Annotated in this window: 14 protein-coding genes; 5 read left to right on the top strand and 9 right to left on the bottom strand. The window is 69.0% G+C overall.

Annotated elements, in window-relative coordinates; translation table 11 throughout:
* Positions 1–6 precede the first annotated feature (6 nt).
* Genes ABD255_RS07985 through ABD255_RS07975 form a run of 3 tightly spaced genes read left to right on the top strand, consistent with a single transcriptional unit; the run spans position 7 to position 4,045 of the window.
* On the top strand, positions 7–1,128 hold the full coding sequence (locus ABD255_RS07985; RefSeq protein WP_344211429.1) for a quaternary amine ABC transporter ATP-binding protein: 1,122 nt from the start codon (positions 7–9) through the stop codon (positions 1,126–1,128).
* Entirely contained in the window at positions 1,128–3,089 is a 1,962-nt protein-coding gene (locus ABD255_RS07980) for an ABC transporter permease (protein ID WP_344211427.1), read from the top strand. The genes ABD255_RS07985 and ABD255_RS07980 overlap by 1 nt, the downstream gene beginning before the upstream one ends.
* The gene (locus tag ABD255_RS07975; protein WP_344211425.1) at positions 3,086–4,045 is read left to right on the top strand and encodes an ABC transporter substrate-binding protein; all 960 of its coding nucleotides are present in this window, start codon (positions 3,086–3,088) and stop codon (positions 4,043–4,045) included. Before ABD255_RS07980 ends, ABD255_RS07975 begins: the two co-directional genes overlap by 4 nt.
* Here the strand turns inward: ABD255_RS07975 and ABD255_RS07970 are convergent, their stop codons facing one another.
* The 3 genes from ABD255_RS07970 to ABD255_RS07960 form a co-directional block, all read right to left on the bottom strand.
* A complete protein-coding gene (locus ABD255_RS07970; RefSeq protein ID WP_344211423.1) occupies positions 4,046–4,960 on the bottom strand; it encodes a hypothetical protein in 915 nt (304 codons plus the stop codon). It abuts the gene before it with no gap.
* 86 nt (positions 4,961–5,046) lie between these two features.
* Positions 5,047–5,472: an FAD-binding protein gene (locus tag ABD255_RS07965; protein WP_344211421.1), complete on the bottom strand. Its 426-nt coding sequence runs from the start codon at positions 5,470–5,472 to the stop codon at positions 5,047–5,049.
* Complete coding sequence (locus ABD255_RS07960) at positions 5,469–8,789, bottom strand: ATP-binding protein (RefSeq protein WP_344211419.1); 3,321 nt, start codon at positions 8,787–8,789, stop codon at positions 5,469–5,471. The genes ABD255_RS07965 and ABD255_RS07960 overlap by 4 nt, the downstream gene beginning before the upstream one ends.
* A gap of 68 nt (positions 8,790–8,857) precedes the next feature.
* Between ABD255_RS07960 and ABD255_RS07955 the strand changes: the two genes are divergently transcribed.
* Both ABD255_RS07955 and ABD255_RS07950 read left to right on the top strand, forming a co-directional pair.
* Entirely contained in the window at positions 8,858–9,745 is an 888-nt protein-coding gene (locus tag ABD255_RS07955; RefSeq protein ID WP_344211417.1) for an NAD(P)-dependent oxidoreductase, read from the top strand.
* Positions 9,746–9,882: 137 nt separating this feature from the next.
* Positions 9,883–10,479: a ParA family protein gene (locus ABD255_RS07950; protein ID WP_344211415.1), complete on the top strand. Its 597-nt coding sequence runs from the start codon at positions 9,883–9,885 to the stop codon at positions 10,477–10,479.
* A 61-nt stretch (positions 10,480–10,540) separates the two neighbouring features.
* Here ABD255_RS07950 and ABD255_RS07945 read toward each other — a convergent pair whose 3' ends face one another.
* The 6 genes from ABD255_RS07945 to ABD255_RS07920 form a co-directional block, all read right to left on the bottom strand.
* On the bottom strand, positions 10,541–11,203 hold the full coding sequence (locus ABD255_RS07945) for a DUF998 domain-containing protein (protein ID WP_344211413.1): 663 nt from the start codon (positions 11,201–11,203) through the stop codon (positions 10,541–10,543).
* Positions 11,204–11,302: 99 nt separating this feature from the next.
* On the bottom strand, positions 11,303–12,520 hold the full coding sequence (locus tag ABD255_RS07940) for an ROK family transcriptional regulator (protein WP_344211410.1): 1,218 nt from the start codon (positions 12,518–12,520) through the stop codon (positions 11,303–11,305).
* 66 nt (positions 12,521–12,586) lie between these two features.
* On the bottom strand, positions 12,587–13,498 hold the full coding sequence (locus tag ABD255_RS07935) for an oxygenase MpaB family protein (protein ID WP_344211408.1): 912 nt from the start codon (positions 13,496–13,498) through the stop codon (positions 12,587–12,589).
* Positions 13,499–13,534: 36 nt separating this feature from the next.
* Positions 13,535–15,205 carry a PHP domain-containing protein gene (locus tag ABD255_RS07930; RefSeq protein ID WP_344211406.1) on the bottom strand — a complete coding sequence of 557 codons (1,671 nt, stop codon included), beginning with the start codon at positions 15,203–15,205 and terminating at the stop codon, positions 13,535–13,537.
* Between the two features lie 75 nt (positions 15,206–15,280).
* Positions 15,281–15,817, bottom strand: a complete 537-nt coding sequence (locus ABD255_RS07925) for a GNAT family N-acetyltransferase (protein ID WP_344211404.1) — start codon at positions 15,815–15,817, stop codon at positions 15,281–15,283.
* 9 nt (positions 15,818–15,826) lie between these two features.
* A complete protein-coding gene (locus ABD255_RS07920; RefSeq protein ID WP_344211402.1) occupies positions 15,827–17,116 on the bottom strand; it encodes an NsdA family TPR-like regulatory protein in 1,290 nt (429 codons plus the stop codon).
* Between the last annotated feature and the right edge of the window lie 70 nt (positions 17,117–17,186).

The following is a 17,186-nucleotide window of genomic DNA, read 5'->3' as shown; positions in this document are numbered from 1 at the left end:
ACCATTGTGACCGCTCAGCTCGAGTACCCCGACTTACAAGACAGCGAGGCGCTGCTGTCGGTCCAAGGTCTGTGGAAGGTGTTCGGACCCAAGTCAGGCCGCGTTCCGTATCGGCCGGAACTGGCGGCGATGAGCCGCGCCCGGTTGCTCGAGCAGACCGGCTGTACGGCGGCCGTCCGCGACCTAAGCTTTGACGTCGCGCCCGGCGAGGTGTTCGTCGTGATGGGCCTGTCCGGGTCCGGCAAGTCCACTCTGGTCCGCTGCCTGACCCGGCTGATCGAGCCGACGGCCGGCAGCATCGTCTTCGAGGGTGAGGACATCCGCGCGGCCGACGAGAAGCGGCTCCGGACGCTGCGCCGCAGCAAGTTCTCGATGGTCTTCCAGCACTTCGGCCTGCTGCCGCACCGCAAGGTGATCGACAACGTCTCCTACGGCCTGGAGGTCCGCGGCGAGAGCAAGCCCGACCGCCGCCGCCGGGCTCAGGAGGTCATCGACCTCGTCGGCCTGACCGGCAACGAGCAGTTCTACCCTGAGCAGCTGTCCGGCGGCATGCAGCAGCGGGTCGGCCTGGCCCGCGCGCTCGCCAACGACCCCGACGTGCTGCTGTTCGACGAGCCGTTCTCCGCCCTCGACCCGTTGATCCGCCGGGAGATGCAGACCGAGGTCGTCCGGCTGCACCGCGAGGTCGGCAAGACGATGGTGTTCATCACCCACGACCTGTCCGAGGCGCTCAAGCTGGGCGACCGGATCCTGCTGATGCGCGACGGCGCCGCGGTCCAGCTCGGCACCGGCGACGAACTGGTCGGCGCTCCGGCCGACGACTACGTCCGCGAGTTCGTCCGCGACGTACCGCGGGCCGACGTGCTCACGCTGCGCTGGATCGTCCGGCAGCCGCGGTCCGGTGAGGAGCTGTCCGGTCTGGAGCTGGGCCCTGACGTCCTGGTCCGCGAGGCGACCCGGCAGGTGCTCGAGTCCGGGCATCCGGTCAAGGTGGTCTCGGACGGGCAGTTGCTCGGCGTGATCGGCGACGAGGAGATCCTCGCCGTCGTCGCGGATCGGGACACGACTCCTTCCCCCGTGCGTGCTTCGCCGCACTCGGCACGCACGGGGGAAGGAGCCGTGTCCTGATGGCCTCCATCACCGGGTCGGTCGAGATCCGGGTCAGACGGCCGCGGCGCGGGGTGGTCGTCGGCGTGCTGCTGGTGGTCTGGGTGGCCGCCTGGTTCGTGCTCAAAGGCATCCACACGCTCGCCCTCGGTGGCCAGGAGACGACCGCGCTGCACCGCTGGTTGACGGACCAGCGCGACTTCCTCGGCGGCGGCAACGCGTTCCTCGACGCGATCCGGGTCGCCGTGGACCAGATGGTGATCCTGCTCCAGGCCGTGATCGCGCAGCCGTCGTACGGGCGGCCGGTGCCGGTGATCGGCTGGCTCGGGGTCGTCGCGGTCTCGGCGTACCTGGCCTGGGCGTTCGGCAACTGGAAGGTGGCGCTGCTGGCCGCCGCCGGGCTGACCTTCATCGGGCTGCAGGGGCTGTGGCAGGAGAGCATGGACACGCTCTCGCTGACGCTCGCGGCGGTGCTGCTCGCGCTGCTCGTCGGCATCCCGCTCGGCATCTGGGCCGGCTTGTCGAACCGGGCCTTCAAGGTCGCGACCCTGGTCCTCGACCTGATGCAGACGCTGCCGACCTTCGTCTATCTCGCCCCGCTCACCCTGTTCTTCGCGATCGGCCCGGCGGCGGCGACCATCGCGACCCTGATCTACGCGGCGCCCCCGGTGATCCGGTTGACCGCCCACGCGATCCGGTCGGTGCCGACGGAGAGTGTCGAGGCTGCCCGGTCGCTCGGATCGACCCGCAGCCAGACGCTGATGAAGGTGCTGCTGCCGATGTCGCGCAGTACGGTCGTGGTCGGGATCAACCAGACGATCATGGCCGCGCTCTCGATGGTGACGGTGGCCGCGCTGATCGACGCGCCCGGACTCGGCCAGACCGTGCTGAAGGCGCTGCAGACGCTGGACGTCGGCGTCGCGTTCAACGCCGGCCTGGCGATCGTCGTGCTGGCGATCGTGCTCGACCGGGTGACCACCGCCGCCGGCGACCGCCCCTGGCGTACTGCGAGCGTCCGGCGCAAGGTGCTCCTCGGCGTGGGCGCTGTCGGCGTACTGGTGGCTATCTGGTTCTCCCGCACCTACCTATGGGCCGCGGAGTTCCCCACCGAGGCGAACATCGGCCCCCGGATCGCCGTCGCCGCCGCGGACGTGACGACCTGGGTGCAGGACGTCTTCGGCGGCTTCACGTACGGCGTACGCGACGTCGTGACCGAGGGCATCCTCAACCCGCTGCAGGCCCTGCTCACCGATTCACCCTGGTGGCTCGTGACCGTGGTGATCGTGGCGCTGGCCGCGCTGCTCGGAGGATGGCGTGGCGCCCTGCCCGCCGCCGTCTGCCTGGGCCTTCTGGTAGCGACCGGGGTGTGGCACGACAGCATGATCACGCTCGCGTCGACGCTGCTGGCCACGGTCGTGGTGGTCGCCGTCGGCCTGGTGCTCGGCGTCTGGACCGGCCGGAACCACCGGGTCGACAGCTGGGTCCGGCCGATCCTGGACGCGGGCCAGACGATGCCGCCGTTCGTGTACCTGGTGCCGTTCCTGGCGTTGTTCGGGACCAGCCGGTTCACCGCGATCGCGGCCGCGGTGGTGTTCGCCGTACCGGTGACCACCAAGATCGTTGCCGACGGCATCAGAGCGGTGCCGGTGGCGACCGTCGAGGCGGCCAACTCGGTGGGCTCGAGCACCTGGCAGGTGATCAGCAAGGTGCAACTCCCGGTCGCCCGCCGGGCGATCACACTGGCAGTGAACCAGGGCCTGATCTATGTGCTGTCCATGGTCGTCGTGGGCGGTCTGGTCGGTGCTGGTGCACTGGGTTATGACGTGGCCGCCGGGTTCGCGCAGAGTGAGCTGTACGGCAAGGGACTGGCCGCGGGGCTCGCGATCGTGCTGCTCGGGGTGATGCTCGACCGGATCACGCAGGCCGCGGCCCGGCGTACACCGAAGTTCAGAGGAACAGTCAGAGGAGACAACCTGTGGTGACCAACAAACTCCGCTCAGCCGGGGTGCTGACCGCCTTGGCCCTGGCCCTGACCGCCTGTGGCGGGGCGAAGGTGGGCGAGGCGGAGAAGCCGGCCGACGGCGGCAAGGAGTGCGGCACCTTCAACCTGGCCGTCAGCCCCTGGGTCGGGTACGAGGCGAACGCGGCCGTGGTCGCGTACGTGGCGACCAAGGATCTCGGCTGCAAGGTGGTGAAGAAGAACCTGAAGGAGGAGATCGCCTGGCAGGGCTTCAGCACCGGTGAGGTCGACGCGAACCTGGAGAACTGGGGTCACGAGGACCTGAAGAAGAAGTACATCACCGAGCAGAAGGTGGCTGTCGAGGCCGGCCCGACCGGAAACAAGGGCGTGATCGGCTGGTACCTGCCGCCGTGGCTCGCGGCCGCCCAGCCGGAGCTGACCGACTGGAAGAACCTGAACAAGAACGCCGCGATCTTCAAGACCTCGGAGTCCGGCGGCAAGGGCCAGTTGCTGGACGGCGACCCGTCGTTCGTCACCAACGACGAGGCGCTGGTGAAGAACCTGAAGCTGAACTACAAGGTCGTGTACGCCGGCAGCGAGACCGCGCTGATCCAGGCGTTCCGGGACGCGGAGAAGAACAAGAAGCCGGTGATCGGCTACTTCTACGAGCCGCAGTGGTTCTTCAACGAGCTGAAGCTGGTCAAGGTGAACCTGCCGCCGTACACGGCCGGCTGCGACGCGGACCCGGCGAAGGTGGCCTGCGACTACCCGGCGTACGACCTGGACAAGATCGTCTCGAAGAAGTTCGCGGACTCGGGCAGCCCGGCGTACGAGCTGGTGAAGAAGTTCAACTGGACCAACGACGACCAGAACGTGGTCGCGAAGTACATCGCCGAGGACAAGATGACCCCGGACGCGGCCGCCGAGAAGTGGGTCTCGGAGAACCGCGCCAAGGTGGACGGCTGGCTCGGCAAGTAGTCAGTCCACCGGGCCGAAGACGCCCGGTCCGGGAGTCAGGATCCGGGCCGGGTCGACCTTGTCTTTGAGCGCACGCAGGTGTGACCAGCGGTCGCCGTAGTGGTCCTCCCAGTCGGCTTGGGCGAAGGCGACCGACTCGATCGGGTACCGCGTGCCGCCCAGCGCGCGGGCCTGGTCGTACAGGCGGCGGTTGCGGTTCAGCATCTCGTTGGCGAACTCGGGTCCGGCGCCTGCCGGGCCGGCTGTCATCACGGTGAACAGGTAGACCCAGTCGCTGCCGTCATCGGCGGGCAACCGCAGCGACGGCCGGGTCAGCCGGGACCGGCGGTGCGCGTAGAGCAGGACGAATCCGCCGGCGCCGACGTCTCTCGGGGTCAGGGCTTGGACTGCCTCGGTGACGTACTGCTCGACGGTCGTTTCTGGGAGCCAGAGGGTTAGCCACGGCTTCGCGAGGTTGTCCCAGTCGAGCAGTTCGCGAAGTTGCTCGACGGCGACGTCGATCCGGGTGACGTGGGCGAGGAAATCGTTCTCGGTGACCTCGGCTTCGTCTGGCGCAGAGGTGAGGTCGCGCAGCAGGTGCGCGTCGTCGGGCGGGTTGGCGGCGGAGTGGAAGGTGAAGGCGTTGAGGTGGTGGACCTCGCCCTGCTCACCTGGTCGCCACCAGTCGCCGTAGATCTCGGTGACTTCGGCGCGGCCGAGCAGGGTGCGGAAGTCTTGGAAGAAGTCGGTGGAGGCGGTGTAGGCGAGTTCGTGGCCGCGGACGTGCTCCGGCGCCTTGTGGAGCCGGACGGTGGCCTTGGTGATGATTCCGTACTGACCCAGGCCGGCCAGGACCGCTTCGAAGAGGTCTTGGTCCGTGGTTTCCGAACAGTGGCGGAGTTCGCCGGTCCCGGTGACCACTTCGAGCTCGAGCACGCTGTCTATCTGGCCGCCGGTATCGATCGCCGGTGGGATCCCGCCGAGTGACAACGTGCCGCCGAAGGTGAGCCCGAGGAAGCCGGTCAGCGCCGGCGGGGTGAGGCCTCTCGCGTGGCCGCGGTGGTGAGCTGCAACCAGTCCGCACCGGCATCCACGACGGCGCGGTCTTCATGGATCTCATGGATGGTGTTGAGCGAACGCATGTCGATCAGCAGCCCGCCGACCAGCCCTTGCCCGTGAGTCGTATTGGCCAGCCCTCGCGCCGCCACCGTGATCTCGTGCTTTCTGCAAAACCTGATCATCGCCTGCACATCATTCACAGACCCCGGCCGCAGAACAGCCTGCGGCGTCTGGCTCAGATACCGCCCGGCATCCTGCGAAACCTCCCCGCGGCTCGCCTCATCCAGCAACAACTCCCCGTCCAACAACGGCAGGACCTCAACGCCACTGTCTCCCGCCACCCACGACCGACTCACCACATCGAACCCAACCACCAGCACCCTCCTCATCCACCGACCCGACGAACAACCTCCCAAACCCTCTCCACATCAAACCGCTCCCCCCGAGCCAACGGCGCCCCCACCGCCAGCCGCAACCTCTCAGCCTCCCCCAACAACCCCACTGCCTTCCGCCGCAACTCCTCTGCCTGCCGCAACCCCTCTGCCTGCTGCAACCCCTCCGCTTGCTGCAACCCCTCCGCTTGCTGCACCCCCTCCGCTTGCTGCGCGGCATCCGCCTGCTGTGCCGCCTCGTCCACCACCGCCTTAGCGCCGTGCGCTTCGCGCGCGGCGGCTTCGGCAGCTGCTGCGTACGCGCCCGCCAAACCCTCCAGCGCCAGAGCGATCGCCCTCTCATCGCCTGTCACCACCGCGGCGGCGTGCGCCTCCTCCTGCAACTCCAACGCTCTCTTGTAGTCCCCGCGCTGTTCAGCGACGAAGCCGAGCTGCGCGAGCACGAACGCAACCCCCGAGGTACCACCGACCTGCCGCAACCACCCCAACCACTTCGCGAAGTGCAACTCCGCCTTGTCGAGCTCGCCCCGCCGCCGCGCGGTCAACCCGAGCCCGACCTCGGCGTACTCCTCGGCCGATTTGTTCGACTGCTCGATCGCCAACCGCCGCGCCTTCTCATGCAACTCATCAGCCTGCTCATAGTCCCCAGTGAGCAGCGCGATCCGCCCAAGTCCCGAAGTACGGAACGACACCTCGGTCCACATCCCGAGGTCCTCAGCCAACCGCAGAGCCTCCTGCAGCCGGCGAGTCGCTGTCGGATAGTCGCCCGCGATCTCCGCCGCCACGATGAGCGAGTAGTTGGCCTGCAACCGCCCCCACCCATCGCCGAGCTCGTCGAACAGCTCCAGACTCCGCAGCCCGTCCTCCTGCAACGCATCCAGATCCACCTGCGTCAGCGACAACTCCGCCCGAGTACTGAGCGCAGCAGCCAGCCCCCACCGATCCCCGATCCTGGTGAATGTCGCGATATCCCGATTCACCCGCGCCATGAGTACGTCGCGGTCGCCGTACGCCCATTGCGTCGCCGTCAGGAACCACTCAGCCCTGGCCTGGCCCTGCGGATCATCCAGCGGCTCATACAGAGCCAGCGCCTCCGCACTAGCCGCCGTGAGGTTGCTGCCGTCCGCCGCGGTTGCGTTGAGCCCCACACTCCAAACCGTCGCGGCAGCCCGCGCCGCCGACGCCGGCCCCGGTACTGCGAGCGCCGTGGCCAGGGCCCGTCTCGCCTCGCTCATGCGACCACGGAGGTACCAGTACCACGCCATGGCGTTGACCAGCCTGAGTGCTTGCTCCGGGGACGCGTGCTGAAAGGCTACCCGGGCATTAGCGCTCTCCAGGTCGAGCCGGTCCAGCCAGTAGCGCTGGTTTGAGCCACGGAGATGCGGCTCGGCTTGCTCAGCCAGAGACACGTAGTACGCGGTGTGGCGTCGTCGGAGCCGCGCTTCCTCTCCGGCCTCGACTAGTCGTTCGAGGCTGTAGGCGGCGACTGTCTCCAGCAGGCGGTAGCGGCCGTTGGCAGAGACCACCAGCGACCTGTCGACCAGCCGTGTCAGTACTTCGGCCGGCAGCTCGCTGACCTCCTCAGCCGCCTCCAAGCTGAAGCTGTCCGCATGCACCACCAGGCGCCGGAGCAACGTCTGCTCGTCCCCACTGAGCAGCTCCCAACTCCAGTCGATAGTCGCCCGCAGAGTCCGCTGCCGCTCCGGCACTCCGCGCCCACCTGCCAGCAACCGAAACCGATCATCAAGCTTCGCCGCCAGTCCTTGCACTCCCAACGCGCGCACCCGTGTAGCCGCTAGCTCCAGTGCCAAGGGAATCCCGTCCAGCCGCCGACAGATCGCCGCGACGGCCTCGGCGTCATCTGCTGATCCTGCAGCCGCAGCAGCCCGCTCCCGGAACAACCGTGCCGCCGCAGCGGCTTCCAGTGGAGGCACCTCCAGCAGATACTCACCGCTGACCCCCAGCGGCTCTCTGCTCGTCGCCAGCACCCGCAACTCCGGAGCCTCAGCCAGCAGCACACTCGTCAGCTCAGCAACGGCTTCCACCAGGTGCTCGCAGTTGTCGAGCACCAGCAGAGTCGCCCGAGCCCGCAACGCCTCCGCCAACCGCTTGCTCAACTCCCGCCCCACCGCCGGAGCCGGCATCCCCACCACGTCATCCCGCAACCCCACCGCCGCGGCCACCGCATCCACCACGTCGGCCCCCCGAACCCCGGCCAACTCCACCAACACGACCTGCGTCGCCGCCGATCCCGCTCGGACGACCGGCGTCGCCTGCTCCACCGACCTCGCCTGCGTCGCCGCCGATCCCGCTCGGACGACCGGCGTCGCCTGCTCCACCGACCTCGCCTGCGCCGCTGCCTCCCCGACCGACGCAGGGCGCTCGCCGCCACGCTCGGACTCTCGGGCGATCTCTAGGGCGAGGCGGGTCTTGCCGACGCCGCCGGGGCCGACCAGTGTCAGCAGCCTCGACTTACCGAGCAGCGCATGCGCCTCGGCGACGACCTCCTCCCGGCCGATCAGCTCGTTCACCGGCGCCGGCAGCTTGCTCCCGGCAGCTGCTGTGAGCGCCGGATCATGCCGCAGGATCGCCTGATGCAGCGCGGCCAACTCCGGCCCGGGATCAGCCCCCAGCTCCTCAGCCAACGCCTCCCGAAACTCAGCAAAGGCCTTCAACGCCTCTTCCTGCCGCCCAGCCCGGTACAACGCACGCAGCTGAATCCCCCGCACCCGCTCCCGCAACGGATACCGCCGCACCAGCTCAGCCACTTCCCCCAGCACCCCCGCACCGGCGCTATCCTCATCGCCGAGCGCGAACCGCGCCTCCAGAAGCTCCTCTGTGGCGGTCAGTCGTTGCTCGTCCAGACGGTCCCGCACAGCCCGCGCGAACTCCTGATCCGCGACCTCCGCGTACGCCGGTCCGCGCCACAGCGCCAGCGCTTCCTCCAGCAGCTCCACCGGCTCACGCGCCACCCGCGCCTCACCCAGCAACCGCTCGAACTTGTTGCTATCGACAACCTCCGCCGGCACGACCAACGTGTAGCCACCCGGCCCGTGGGTGACCAGAGCCCGCGCACCCGGCTCAGCCCGGGCGAGCGCAGTACGGAGTTGAGAGACGCGTGCTTGGAGGGTGCCGGTGGAGTTGCGTGGCGGGTGCTCTCCCCACAGGTCGTCGATCAGCCGGTCGGCCGACACCGGGCGACCGAGGTTGGCCAGCAGATCCAGCAGCAGCACGCGCACCTTGGCGTCGGGCACGGTGACCGGGTCGCCCGCGTCCGTCCGGACGACCAGCGGACCGAGCACCTCGAAGTACACGCCGCCACAGTAGCCAGCGCCACCGACACCCGTAGGGAACCCGTAGCGGCCTTCCCCAGGATCGGGGCATGACCAACAACCACGAAGCAGTCACCGTCATCGGCCTCGGCGCCATGGGCTCGAAGATGGCCGAGACCTTCCTCGCCGCCGGCTACCCCACCACCGTCTGGAACCGTACTCCGGGCCGCGCCGCTCAACTCGTCGCCGCCGGGGCCACTGAGGCCAAGACGGCAGCAGAGGCCGTCGCCGCGAGCCCCCTGGTAGTGATCAGTCAGGTCGACTACGCGGCGATGGACGACTCCCTGAAGGGCGTGGATCTCACCGGGCGGGTGCTGGTGAACCTGAGCTCCGACAGCCCGGACCGCCTCCGTCAAGGCAGCCGCTGGGCGACAGAGCACGGTGCCACCCTCATCACTGCCGGGATCATGGTTCCGCCGCCGGGGATCGGCCAGCCCGGCGCGTACTCGTTCTACAGCGGTCCGCGGGATGTCTTCGACGCGCACACCGGCACGCTGGAGGCGCTCGGGCGGGCCGACTACGTGGGGACCGACCCCGGCCTGGCGATGCTCTACTACCAGTCCATGCTGAACGTCTTCTGGACGACTCTGATCAGCTACTTCTACTCGGCCGCCCTGGTCGGCTCGGCCGGCGTCAGCGTCGAGAAGCTCCGGCCGTACGTCGCGGAGATGCTGGTCGACCTCGCCGAGGACGGACCGATGGGCTTCCTCAAGATGCTCACCGCGGAGATCGAGGCCGGCAACTACCCCGGCGAGCAGAACAACCTCCACATGCAGGCGGTGGGCAGCGAGCACGTCCTGCACGCCTTCACCCAGGCCGGTCTGGACACCACTCTCCCCACCGCGCTGGCAGCGATCTTCGCCCGGGCGGACGCCGAGGGCCACGGTCCGGAGGGCCTCGGCAGCATCGTCGAGACGATCCGGAAACCGGCGGTCTGAGCTGCCCGCGGTCGGCGGCCGGGGTACAGGTTGAAGGGCCGTTGAGCTTGTTCGACGCCACTGGCAACTATCACGATGCGTCCGGGCAACGCCGACGACACGCCGAAAATCGGACGAAACCGGGTAGCGTCGGTCCCATGATCATCGTGACAGCTGCACTGAAGGGCGGGGTCGGCAAGACAACCACGTCGGTGTACTTGGCCGCGCTGGCATCTTCCAACCGTCGCACCGCAACCCTGGTCGATGCCGATCCGCAAGGCAGCGCCGCCGACTGGATCGAGAACTCCGACGACGACCACCTGAACAGGATCGAGATCTCCGAGGCGCCGACGGAACGGCTCCTGTCCAAGGCACTCGACAAGGTGCCGCCGGAAGGGATCGGCGTGGTGGACATGCCGCCATCGCACGAGCGACTACTGAACAAGGCGCTCGAGCGCGCCCGGATCGTGATCATCCCGACCCGCGTGGGCGGCGTCGAGACTCCCCGGGTGAAGGCGGTGCTGGACCTGGTCCCGAAGGAGACTCCGGTGGGTCTGGTGATCTGCTCGGCGCGCACCTACACGCGGAGCTACCAGGAGACCATGCAGCAGTACGCCGAGGAGAGCATCCCGGTCTGGGGCACCATCCCGGAACGGGTGTCGATCACGGCAGGTCCGACCGGCCCGCTGGCGGAGGACGGTCTGGAGGCCTACCGCAAAGTCTGGCGAAAAATCCTCGCCGCCGCCCGCAGTTAGTACCCGGCAACCGCCCTCCCGCTCAGCGTCGGAGGGCGGTTCAGGGTAGCGACGGCGGTTGTCAGGTGGTCCGCCGGTGGTCTGCGCAGATGGCGGCGATCCAGCTCCAGCCCAGAACGATCGCGACGCCGAAGGCGATGATCGTGACCGGCTTGCCGGCTCCCGCCATCAGGCCGACGAAAGCGCCGAGGAACAGCACCCCGGTGACCGTCGAGTACCGGGCCCATCCGGTCCGGCCGGTACTGCGGTAGTGCGCGGCCATCACCAAGCAGGCGGCGATGAGGCCGGTGAAGCCGATGCTGCCGGCGACGAAGTGGCCCATCCCGCGGGTGCTGATCTCGGCGTAGTCGGCCGGGGTGCCGGCGGGGAAACCGGCGGCGGGGTCGGCGGGGAAGATCGCGGCGAGCAGCAGGCCGACGCCGTACGCGCCGACCAGTCGTGGCGCCCACCGGCTCCCGCGGCCCACGATCGCCCGGCGCAGACCGACGGCGGCAGCGATGGACAGGATGCCGGCGATCACGAAGTTCGCCGTCTGGATCCATCCCGGACCGCCGTTGGCGAGCAGGCTAGCCGGGTGGCGAGTGATGTCGAAGCCTTCCCGCGTCGCGGCCTGTCCGAGCCAGACAGCGGTGTAGAGCGGTCCGGCGACGAGTCCGGCAGCCAGCAACGTGCGAAGGGTGACGCGGGGGGTCGTGTTTGCGGCTGAAGCGCTGGTGGTGGTCATGATCCGGTCCTTTCAGAGCAGGGGTTCGTGTGCCTTCACCCACTGCGTCGGTCGGATCAACCGAAAATCGACACCGCTGCTTGGACAGTTCACCTGGAGTCAGCGGTGGAAAGGGGGTTCGCCGCGGACGTAGGAGCGGATCACCGTGGCGGCGGCGCCTCGGGCCCAGTCGTCGAAGGTGTGGGAGCGGAGCATGAGGCGGCAATCGCCTGCCGCACCGAAGGCGTGTTCGCCGAAGGCCTGACGCATTCGCTGGTCGTAGAGGTCGTAGTCGGCGACACCTTCACCGGCGATGACGACCAACTCCGGACCAACCAGGTTCACCATCGCGGCGAGAGCCGAGCCGATCACCTCGCCGGCTCGGTCGAAGGCCTCGCGGGCGTGCTCGTCACCTGAGTGCGCCAGTTCGATCGCACCAGATAGATCCAGTTCCGGCCGGCCGGTCGTCTCGCGCACTCGCGCGAGGATCGCGTCCGACGACGCGACCGTCTCGACGCACCCACGCCGTCCACAGGTGCAGACGAGATCTCCCGGCGCCAACGGCAGATGCCCGAGTTCGCCCGAGACACCATGCGCGCCAGAGACGACCTCGCCGTTGATGTAGAGCCCGCACCCGACACCGGACCCGATCGTCACCACCGCGAACGAGTCCGCATCAACCCCCACACCGAACCAGTGCTCAGCGACCGTCAACGCCCGTACGTCGTTCGACACCACCACCGGCATCTGCAACTTCTCCGCCAGCAGCGACGCCACCGGCACGTCCCGCCAGCCCATGAACGGCGAGTCCCGCACCACCCCGTGCCGCGCGTCCACATCCCCGGAAACCGCGACGCCGATCCCGATCAACGGCCCGGCCGGATCCGTCGGATCGTCGAGCGTGCCGATCAACTCGGTCGCGAGATCGGCCAGCCGTGCGAGCACCGCCTCAGCGGAGGTGTCCGTCAGCGGCTGATGCCGCACCGCGCGAATGCCGGCGCGGAAGTCCGTCGTCACGCCGATCAGATCCGTCGGCGTCACCTTCAGCCCGATCACCGAGATGCTGTCCGCGACCACCGTCAGCGGACTGACCGGCCGCCCGATCCCCAGCTCGGCCCGGCCCTCCGCCGCTTCATCAGCCGGTACTGCGACCGGCTGGTCCGTCACGAACCCGGCCTCGATCAGCGGCGCGACAGCCTTGGTGACGGCGGCTTGCGAGAGCCGGGTCCGCCGGGCGATCTCGACGCGCGGAATCGGTCCCTGGGTCAGGATCCTGGTCAGCACCTCGACCCCCGCCGGCGTAGCAAGCGGCAGCGGGCGATTCGGGCGCAGCGGCACAGGACCAAACTACCGGCGCACGGTAGCTTTCAGCGCCTCAGGCGCTCCGCTGGCCGAAAGTCGTCGTCAGCGGGGAGCTTTGTCGACATTCTCGGAGGGGATCTCGCCCAGCGTCGGTGACGTCAGCGCCCACCGGATCGTCCGGGTCAGCCCATCGCCCGCAGCCCGGACCACCGTGCCCTCGGCAAGAGGCAGGAGCGGCAGCCGTAGCGGCCAGCGCGTCCACCAGGGCAGCAGGCCCACCGCCGCCGCTGTCAGCACCCCGTACGCCGGCCTCGCGGCCCACGGCACCGGTGGATGCACCAGGATGAACCGAGCTGCCTGACGAGCCTCTGTGGTCCCCCGGAGCTCCGGCCGGTACTCGTCCAGCATCTGGCGCAGCTCCACCTCACTGGTCGGTGGATCAACCACACCCAGCGCACGAGCCACTCGGGCGGTGTCCTCGACGTACCCGTCCCTCTCGGTGACGTCCAGCGGCGCAGCGCCGTACCGCTGATGGGCGGCCAGGAAGCTGTCCACCTCCGCCAAGTGCACCCACTTCAGGAGATGCGGGTCCGATGCGTGGTAGCGGACCCCGTCTGGGCTGGTGCCCCGCACCCGCTCGTGGACAGCCCGCACCCGGGCGACCGCCTCCTCCGCGTCCGGCGCAGCGCCGTACGTCGTGACTGCCAGGAAGTAGCTGGTCCGCTGCAGCCGGCCCCACGGGTCGCCGCGGTAGCCGGAGTGCGCCGAGACCGCCGCCATCGCCGACGGATGCAGCGACTGCAGCAGGAGCGCTCTGAGCCCGCCGGCGAACATCGACGCGTCGCCGTGCACCCGCCGGATCGGCCGGTCCGGCGCGAACCACCTAGGCCCAGGGGTGTTGTGAATACTGTCCCGAGCCGAGCGCGGGTCCGGTCCGGCGATCTTGGTCATGATCATCCGAGCCAAGCCGTCCCTCAGCGGGTCGAGCATGCTCTCCTGCGCGGTGGCGGACATGTATCCAGTCTCCCCACCACTCCAAGCCGTGGACCATCAGTGCACAACTTCGACGAACACCGGGTTGGTGTAGAGCCAGGTGTCGAGCCACGGGTCGCCGTCGTTGGTCGGGTGCTGGATCGGGCCGGCCGGGTCGATGTGGCGACCCAAGTACCCGGGACCGTTCCGCTTGCCGTCGCTACCTCGCAGGCGGAGATAGTGGGACCGCTCTGCCCGTCCAAGAGGGATGCGCAGCGTGTAGGTGCCGGTCTTACGGTGTACGTCGACCTGCTCGACCACCCGGGTGTCTGGAGCACGCCAGGTGTCCTTGTCGGGCGCAGTACCGGTCACTGCTCCGCGGATGACGTCCAGGTGCGCAAGACGAGGCAGTACTCCGTGGAAGTTCGGCCTGGTCGCACTAGTCACGGTGACCCGCAGTTCCAGCCGCTCGTTGCGGTGCACCCGCAACCGGCCGCCCAGGGTGACGCCACGCCGCGCAGAGCCGGCCGGAGCCACCCGTACGTCGATGCCGTCCACCAGTTGCCCGTGGTCGACCCAGACCCGTCCGGCCCGCAGTCCGGCCATCACTTCCAGATACCCGTACTTCGTCACGCCCACGTGCGTCCGGCTGAACTGCCCCGGCCAGAAGTCGCTCCCCGGCTGTGGCACACCCGAGTCGGTCGGGGAAGGCTTCCAGCCGAGTGAGTCGAAGTTCTGCCCGGGTGGGAACTCCCCGTCCCTCCAGGTGTCCCAGATCGTCCGGTGGTTGTCGCTGTTCGAGGTGATCGAGAACAACTGGCCCTCGGCGAGCATGGCGTCCCACAAGCCGCCCACGGTCGCGGTAGCCCAGTCGAACCCGCCGTACGTGCGGTAGGCGTCATTCGGGTAGCCCGCGAAGCTTCCGGCGCCGGGGCTGTTCACGTACTCGCCGCGCTGCGCGTTGGTGGCGCCGCGGAAGGCGACCCAGGCCGGATCGGCGTCGCCCTGCGAGCCCGGCGCGCCTTCCATCCCGATGCAGACGCCCGAGTCGCGCCAGCCGCGCAGCTCGTGCGGGGCGTCGATGCCGAGCCGCAGCGGGTGGTTCGCCACCACCAGGACGTCGTCGACGAACCCGCGCTGCCGCTGCTGAGCGAGCCACTGCAGCGCCTTGAGAGCGTGCTGCTCGTTCTCCGGGGTATCGCCCGAGCGGCCGGTGAGCTTGCCGTCGTACTCGCGCTCGAACTGCTGGAGCAGCGCGACGTTGTTCGGTCCTGGCGCGACCAGGACCGTGCCGTGCTCGGCCGCGGGGATGTACCACTCGAGGCCCTGGAAGATCAGCATCCGCGGGTTCTCCACCCGCGCCTTCAGCACCTCGGCGTTCTCCGCCTGCGCGCCCTTGTCGGCGTGGCCGAAGTTGCTGTGCTCCGTGAACGCCATCCAGTCCAGCCCGTACTGCGCCCCGCGCTGCGCGAGCTGGGTGAAGTCGTACTTCGCGTCGTGGCTGTACCTGCTGTGCACATGGTGATCCCCGACCAGGTAGACGAGCTCAGGATCCCCGGACGAGCCGCCACCCGCGTACGCCGTACCGGTGGTCGCTGCGGCCTCACTGGCTCCAACCCCGGCTGCCGCGAACCCCGCGCCCAGCAATCCGGCACCGCGGATCAGGTTGCGCCGCGACACCCCCTGGGCATCCAGCGCTTCCTCGGGAACGGACGGGTCGGCCCACTCGGGCACCTGCTGCTCAGCCATGTCGGGGAACCTTTCTTGTGCTGACAAGCACTGTCAAGGCTTCCGATGACCGGAAGGTGTGCGCCGGGTGAACTGTCAGCCGAGGCGGAGTTCGTTCTCGAGCAACGAGTAGAGCAGGGAGTCGCGCCAGGCGTCGTTGGTGAAGACGTGGTGGCGGATGCGGCCCTCGTAGCTGAAGCCGAGGCGTTTCACCACGGCGACCGAGGCCAGGTTCTCCGGGCCGATCGCGGCGCTGACGCGGTGCAGACCAAGCTCCTCGAAGGCGAACCTCACCAGCGTCCGGGAAGCGTCGGTCGCGTAGCCGCGGCCCCAGTGATCCGCGCCGATCGCATAACCAAGGTGTGCGGCCCGCACTCCGGTGGGTCCGAGCCGGGCGAAGCCGATCAACCTGTCGTCGTCCAGGCGGGTGACGGCGAGCAGGTAGTCGGGGCGTTCGGTCTGCCGGGCCCGGTCGAGAATGGCGGTCAGCGCCTTCTGCGCGGCTTCACGGTCCCGGCTGTCGAAGGACATCCAGGTCGTCACCCGGTCGTCGCCGACAATGGCCAGATAGTCGTCCAGGTCCTCCTGCCGGAACTCGCGCAGCCTGGTGGCCTCGCCGGTGAGCGGATCCATCCCCGGCCGCTACCGGGGGAAGGTCTGCATCGGCGTACGGGTGAACAGTTCGATCTCTTCCTGCAGTTCGCGGGCGTCGTCGGCGCGGCCGGACTGGCGCAGCGCCTGGTGGACCCGGCGGGCCGAGTGCACGACACCGTTGATCCGGCGCTCCGCGGGCAGGCCGAGGACCGGGGCGATCGCATCCGCCGCACCGTCGAGCTCACCGTTCGCGATCCGGTTGATGGCCATGGCGGCGTGGCTGCCGGCGGCGTCGCCGAAGGCCCACTCGGGGTGCGTCTGGTCGGTGTAGGCGTCGACGGCCTGGCTGGAGTACCGCTGGGCGGTCTCCACCTCGCCGGGGAGCCACGCGAGCGCGTCGGCCGCGTAGTACAGCTGGCGGTTGCGGCCGAAGGTGCAGAGGCCGCCCATCTCGTCGAGGTCGTCGTTCTGGACCGAGTTCCAGGCGTCCTCCGCCCGCTCCAGTGCGGCCCGGGTGGCGTCCGCGTTGCCCAGCGCGGCCCAGGCGCGGGCCTCGCTCACCGGGAGCCAGACGCCGGTGGTGCTGTTGGCCTGCTCGGCATAACCGGCGCCGAGCTGGGCGTAGCGGACCGAGTCGTGCGGGTTGCCGGCCCAGTAGGACACCAGCGACTGCAGGCCGCGGACCCAGGCGCGCAGCCCGTGGTGGTCGGCGTTGTCGGCGCACATGAAGGCCGTCCTGGCCTGGGTCAGGGCGGCGTGCGGGTTACCGAGGTCGTGGGACGCCTTGGCGAGCAGACCACCGGTCACGCCGCCGAGGAAGTACAGCTGCCGCAGGTGTTCCGGACGCTGCCGGCTCTCCAGCAGTGCGAAGACAAGGTCCTGGGTCTCGACCAGTTGGCCGAGGATCTCCGGGAGCGGGCGCTGCGGGTAGGCCTTCGCAACGTGTCTCACATCGTCGTACACCTGTTCCATAGCCTCGCTACCGAGACCGGTCTGGGCCGCGAGGGCGAATGCCCGCGCACGGCTGGCAGCCATGTCGAGAACCTCCATCTCATTACCTGTCGTGATCCGTCCACTCGCAGCAGGCACCACCTGAGCGGCCTGCTCGGGGACGTACGGGGCGAGAAGCTCCTCGACCGGCTTGCCGAACATGCGTTGCAGGGTGCGCCGGGTCTGTGGAGTGGTCCCTGCGCGCTCGCCCGATGCGAGGCGCCGCAGGTGCCGCTCGGTGATGGTTCCACCCAGCTCGACGAACTCGGCGACGATCTCGGAGTAGGTCTGGTTCCGGCGCTGGATCAGGTGCGCCAGAACCGTCCGCGGCGTATACCTACCCGCCATCGTTCCTCCCGTTCACGTCAGTGAAGACGTTGTCTCGACTCATGCCCCACGACAAGGTGCAGTCCCCCAG

Source organism: Kribbella sancticallisti (assembly GCF_039530625.1).
Classification (GTDB): domain Bacteria; phylum Actinomycetota; class Actinomycetes; order Propionibacteriales; family Kribbellaceae; genus Kribbella; species Kribbella sancticallisti.
Note: the sequence above shows the minus strand (reverse complement) of the source record. Positions and strands in the feature narration are given on the sequence as shown.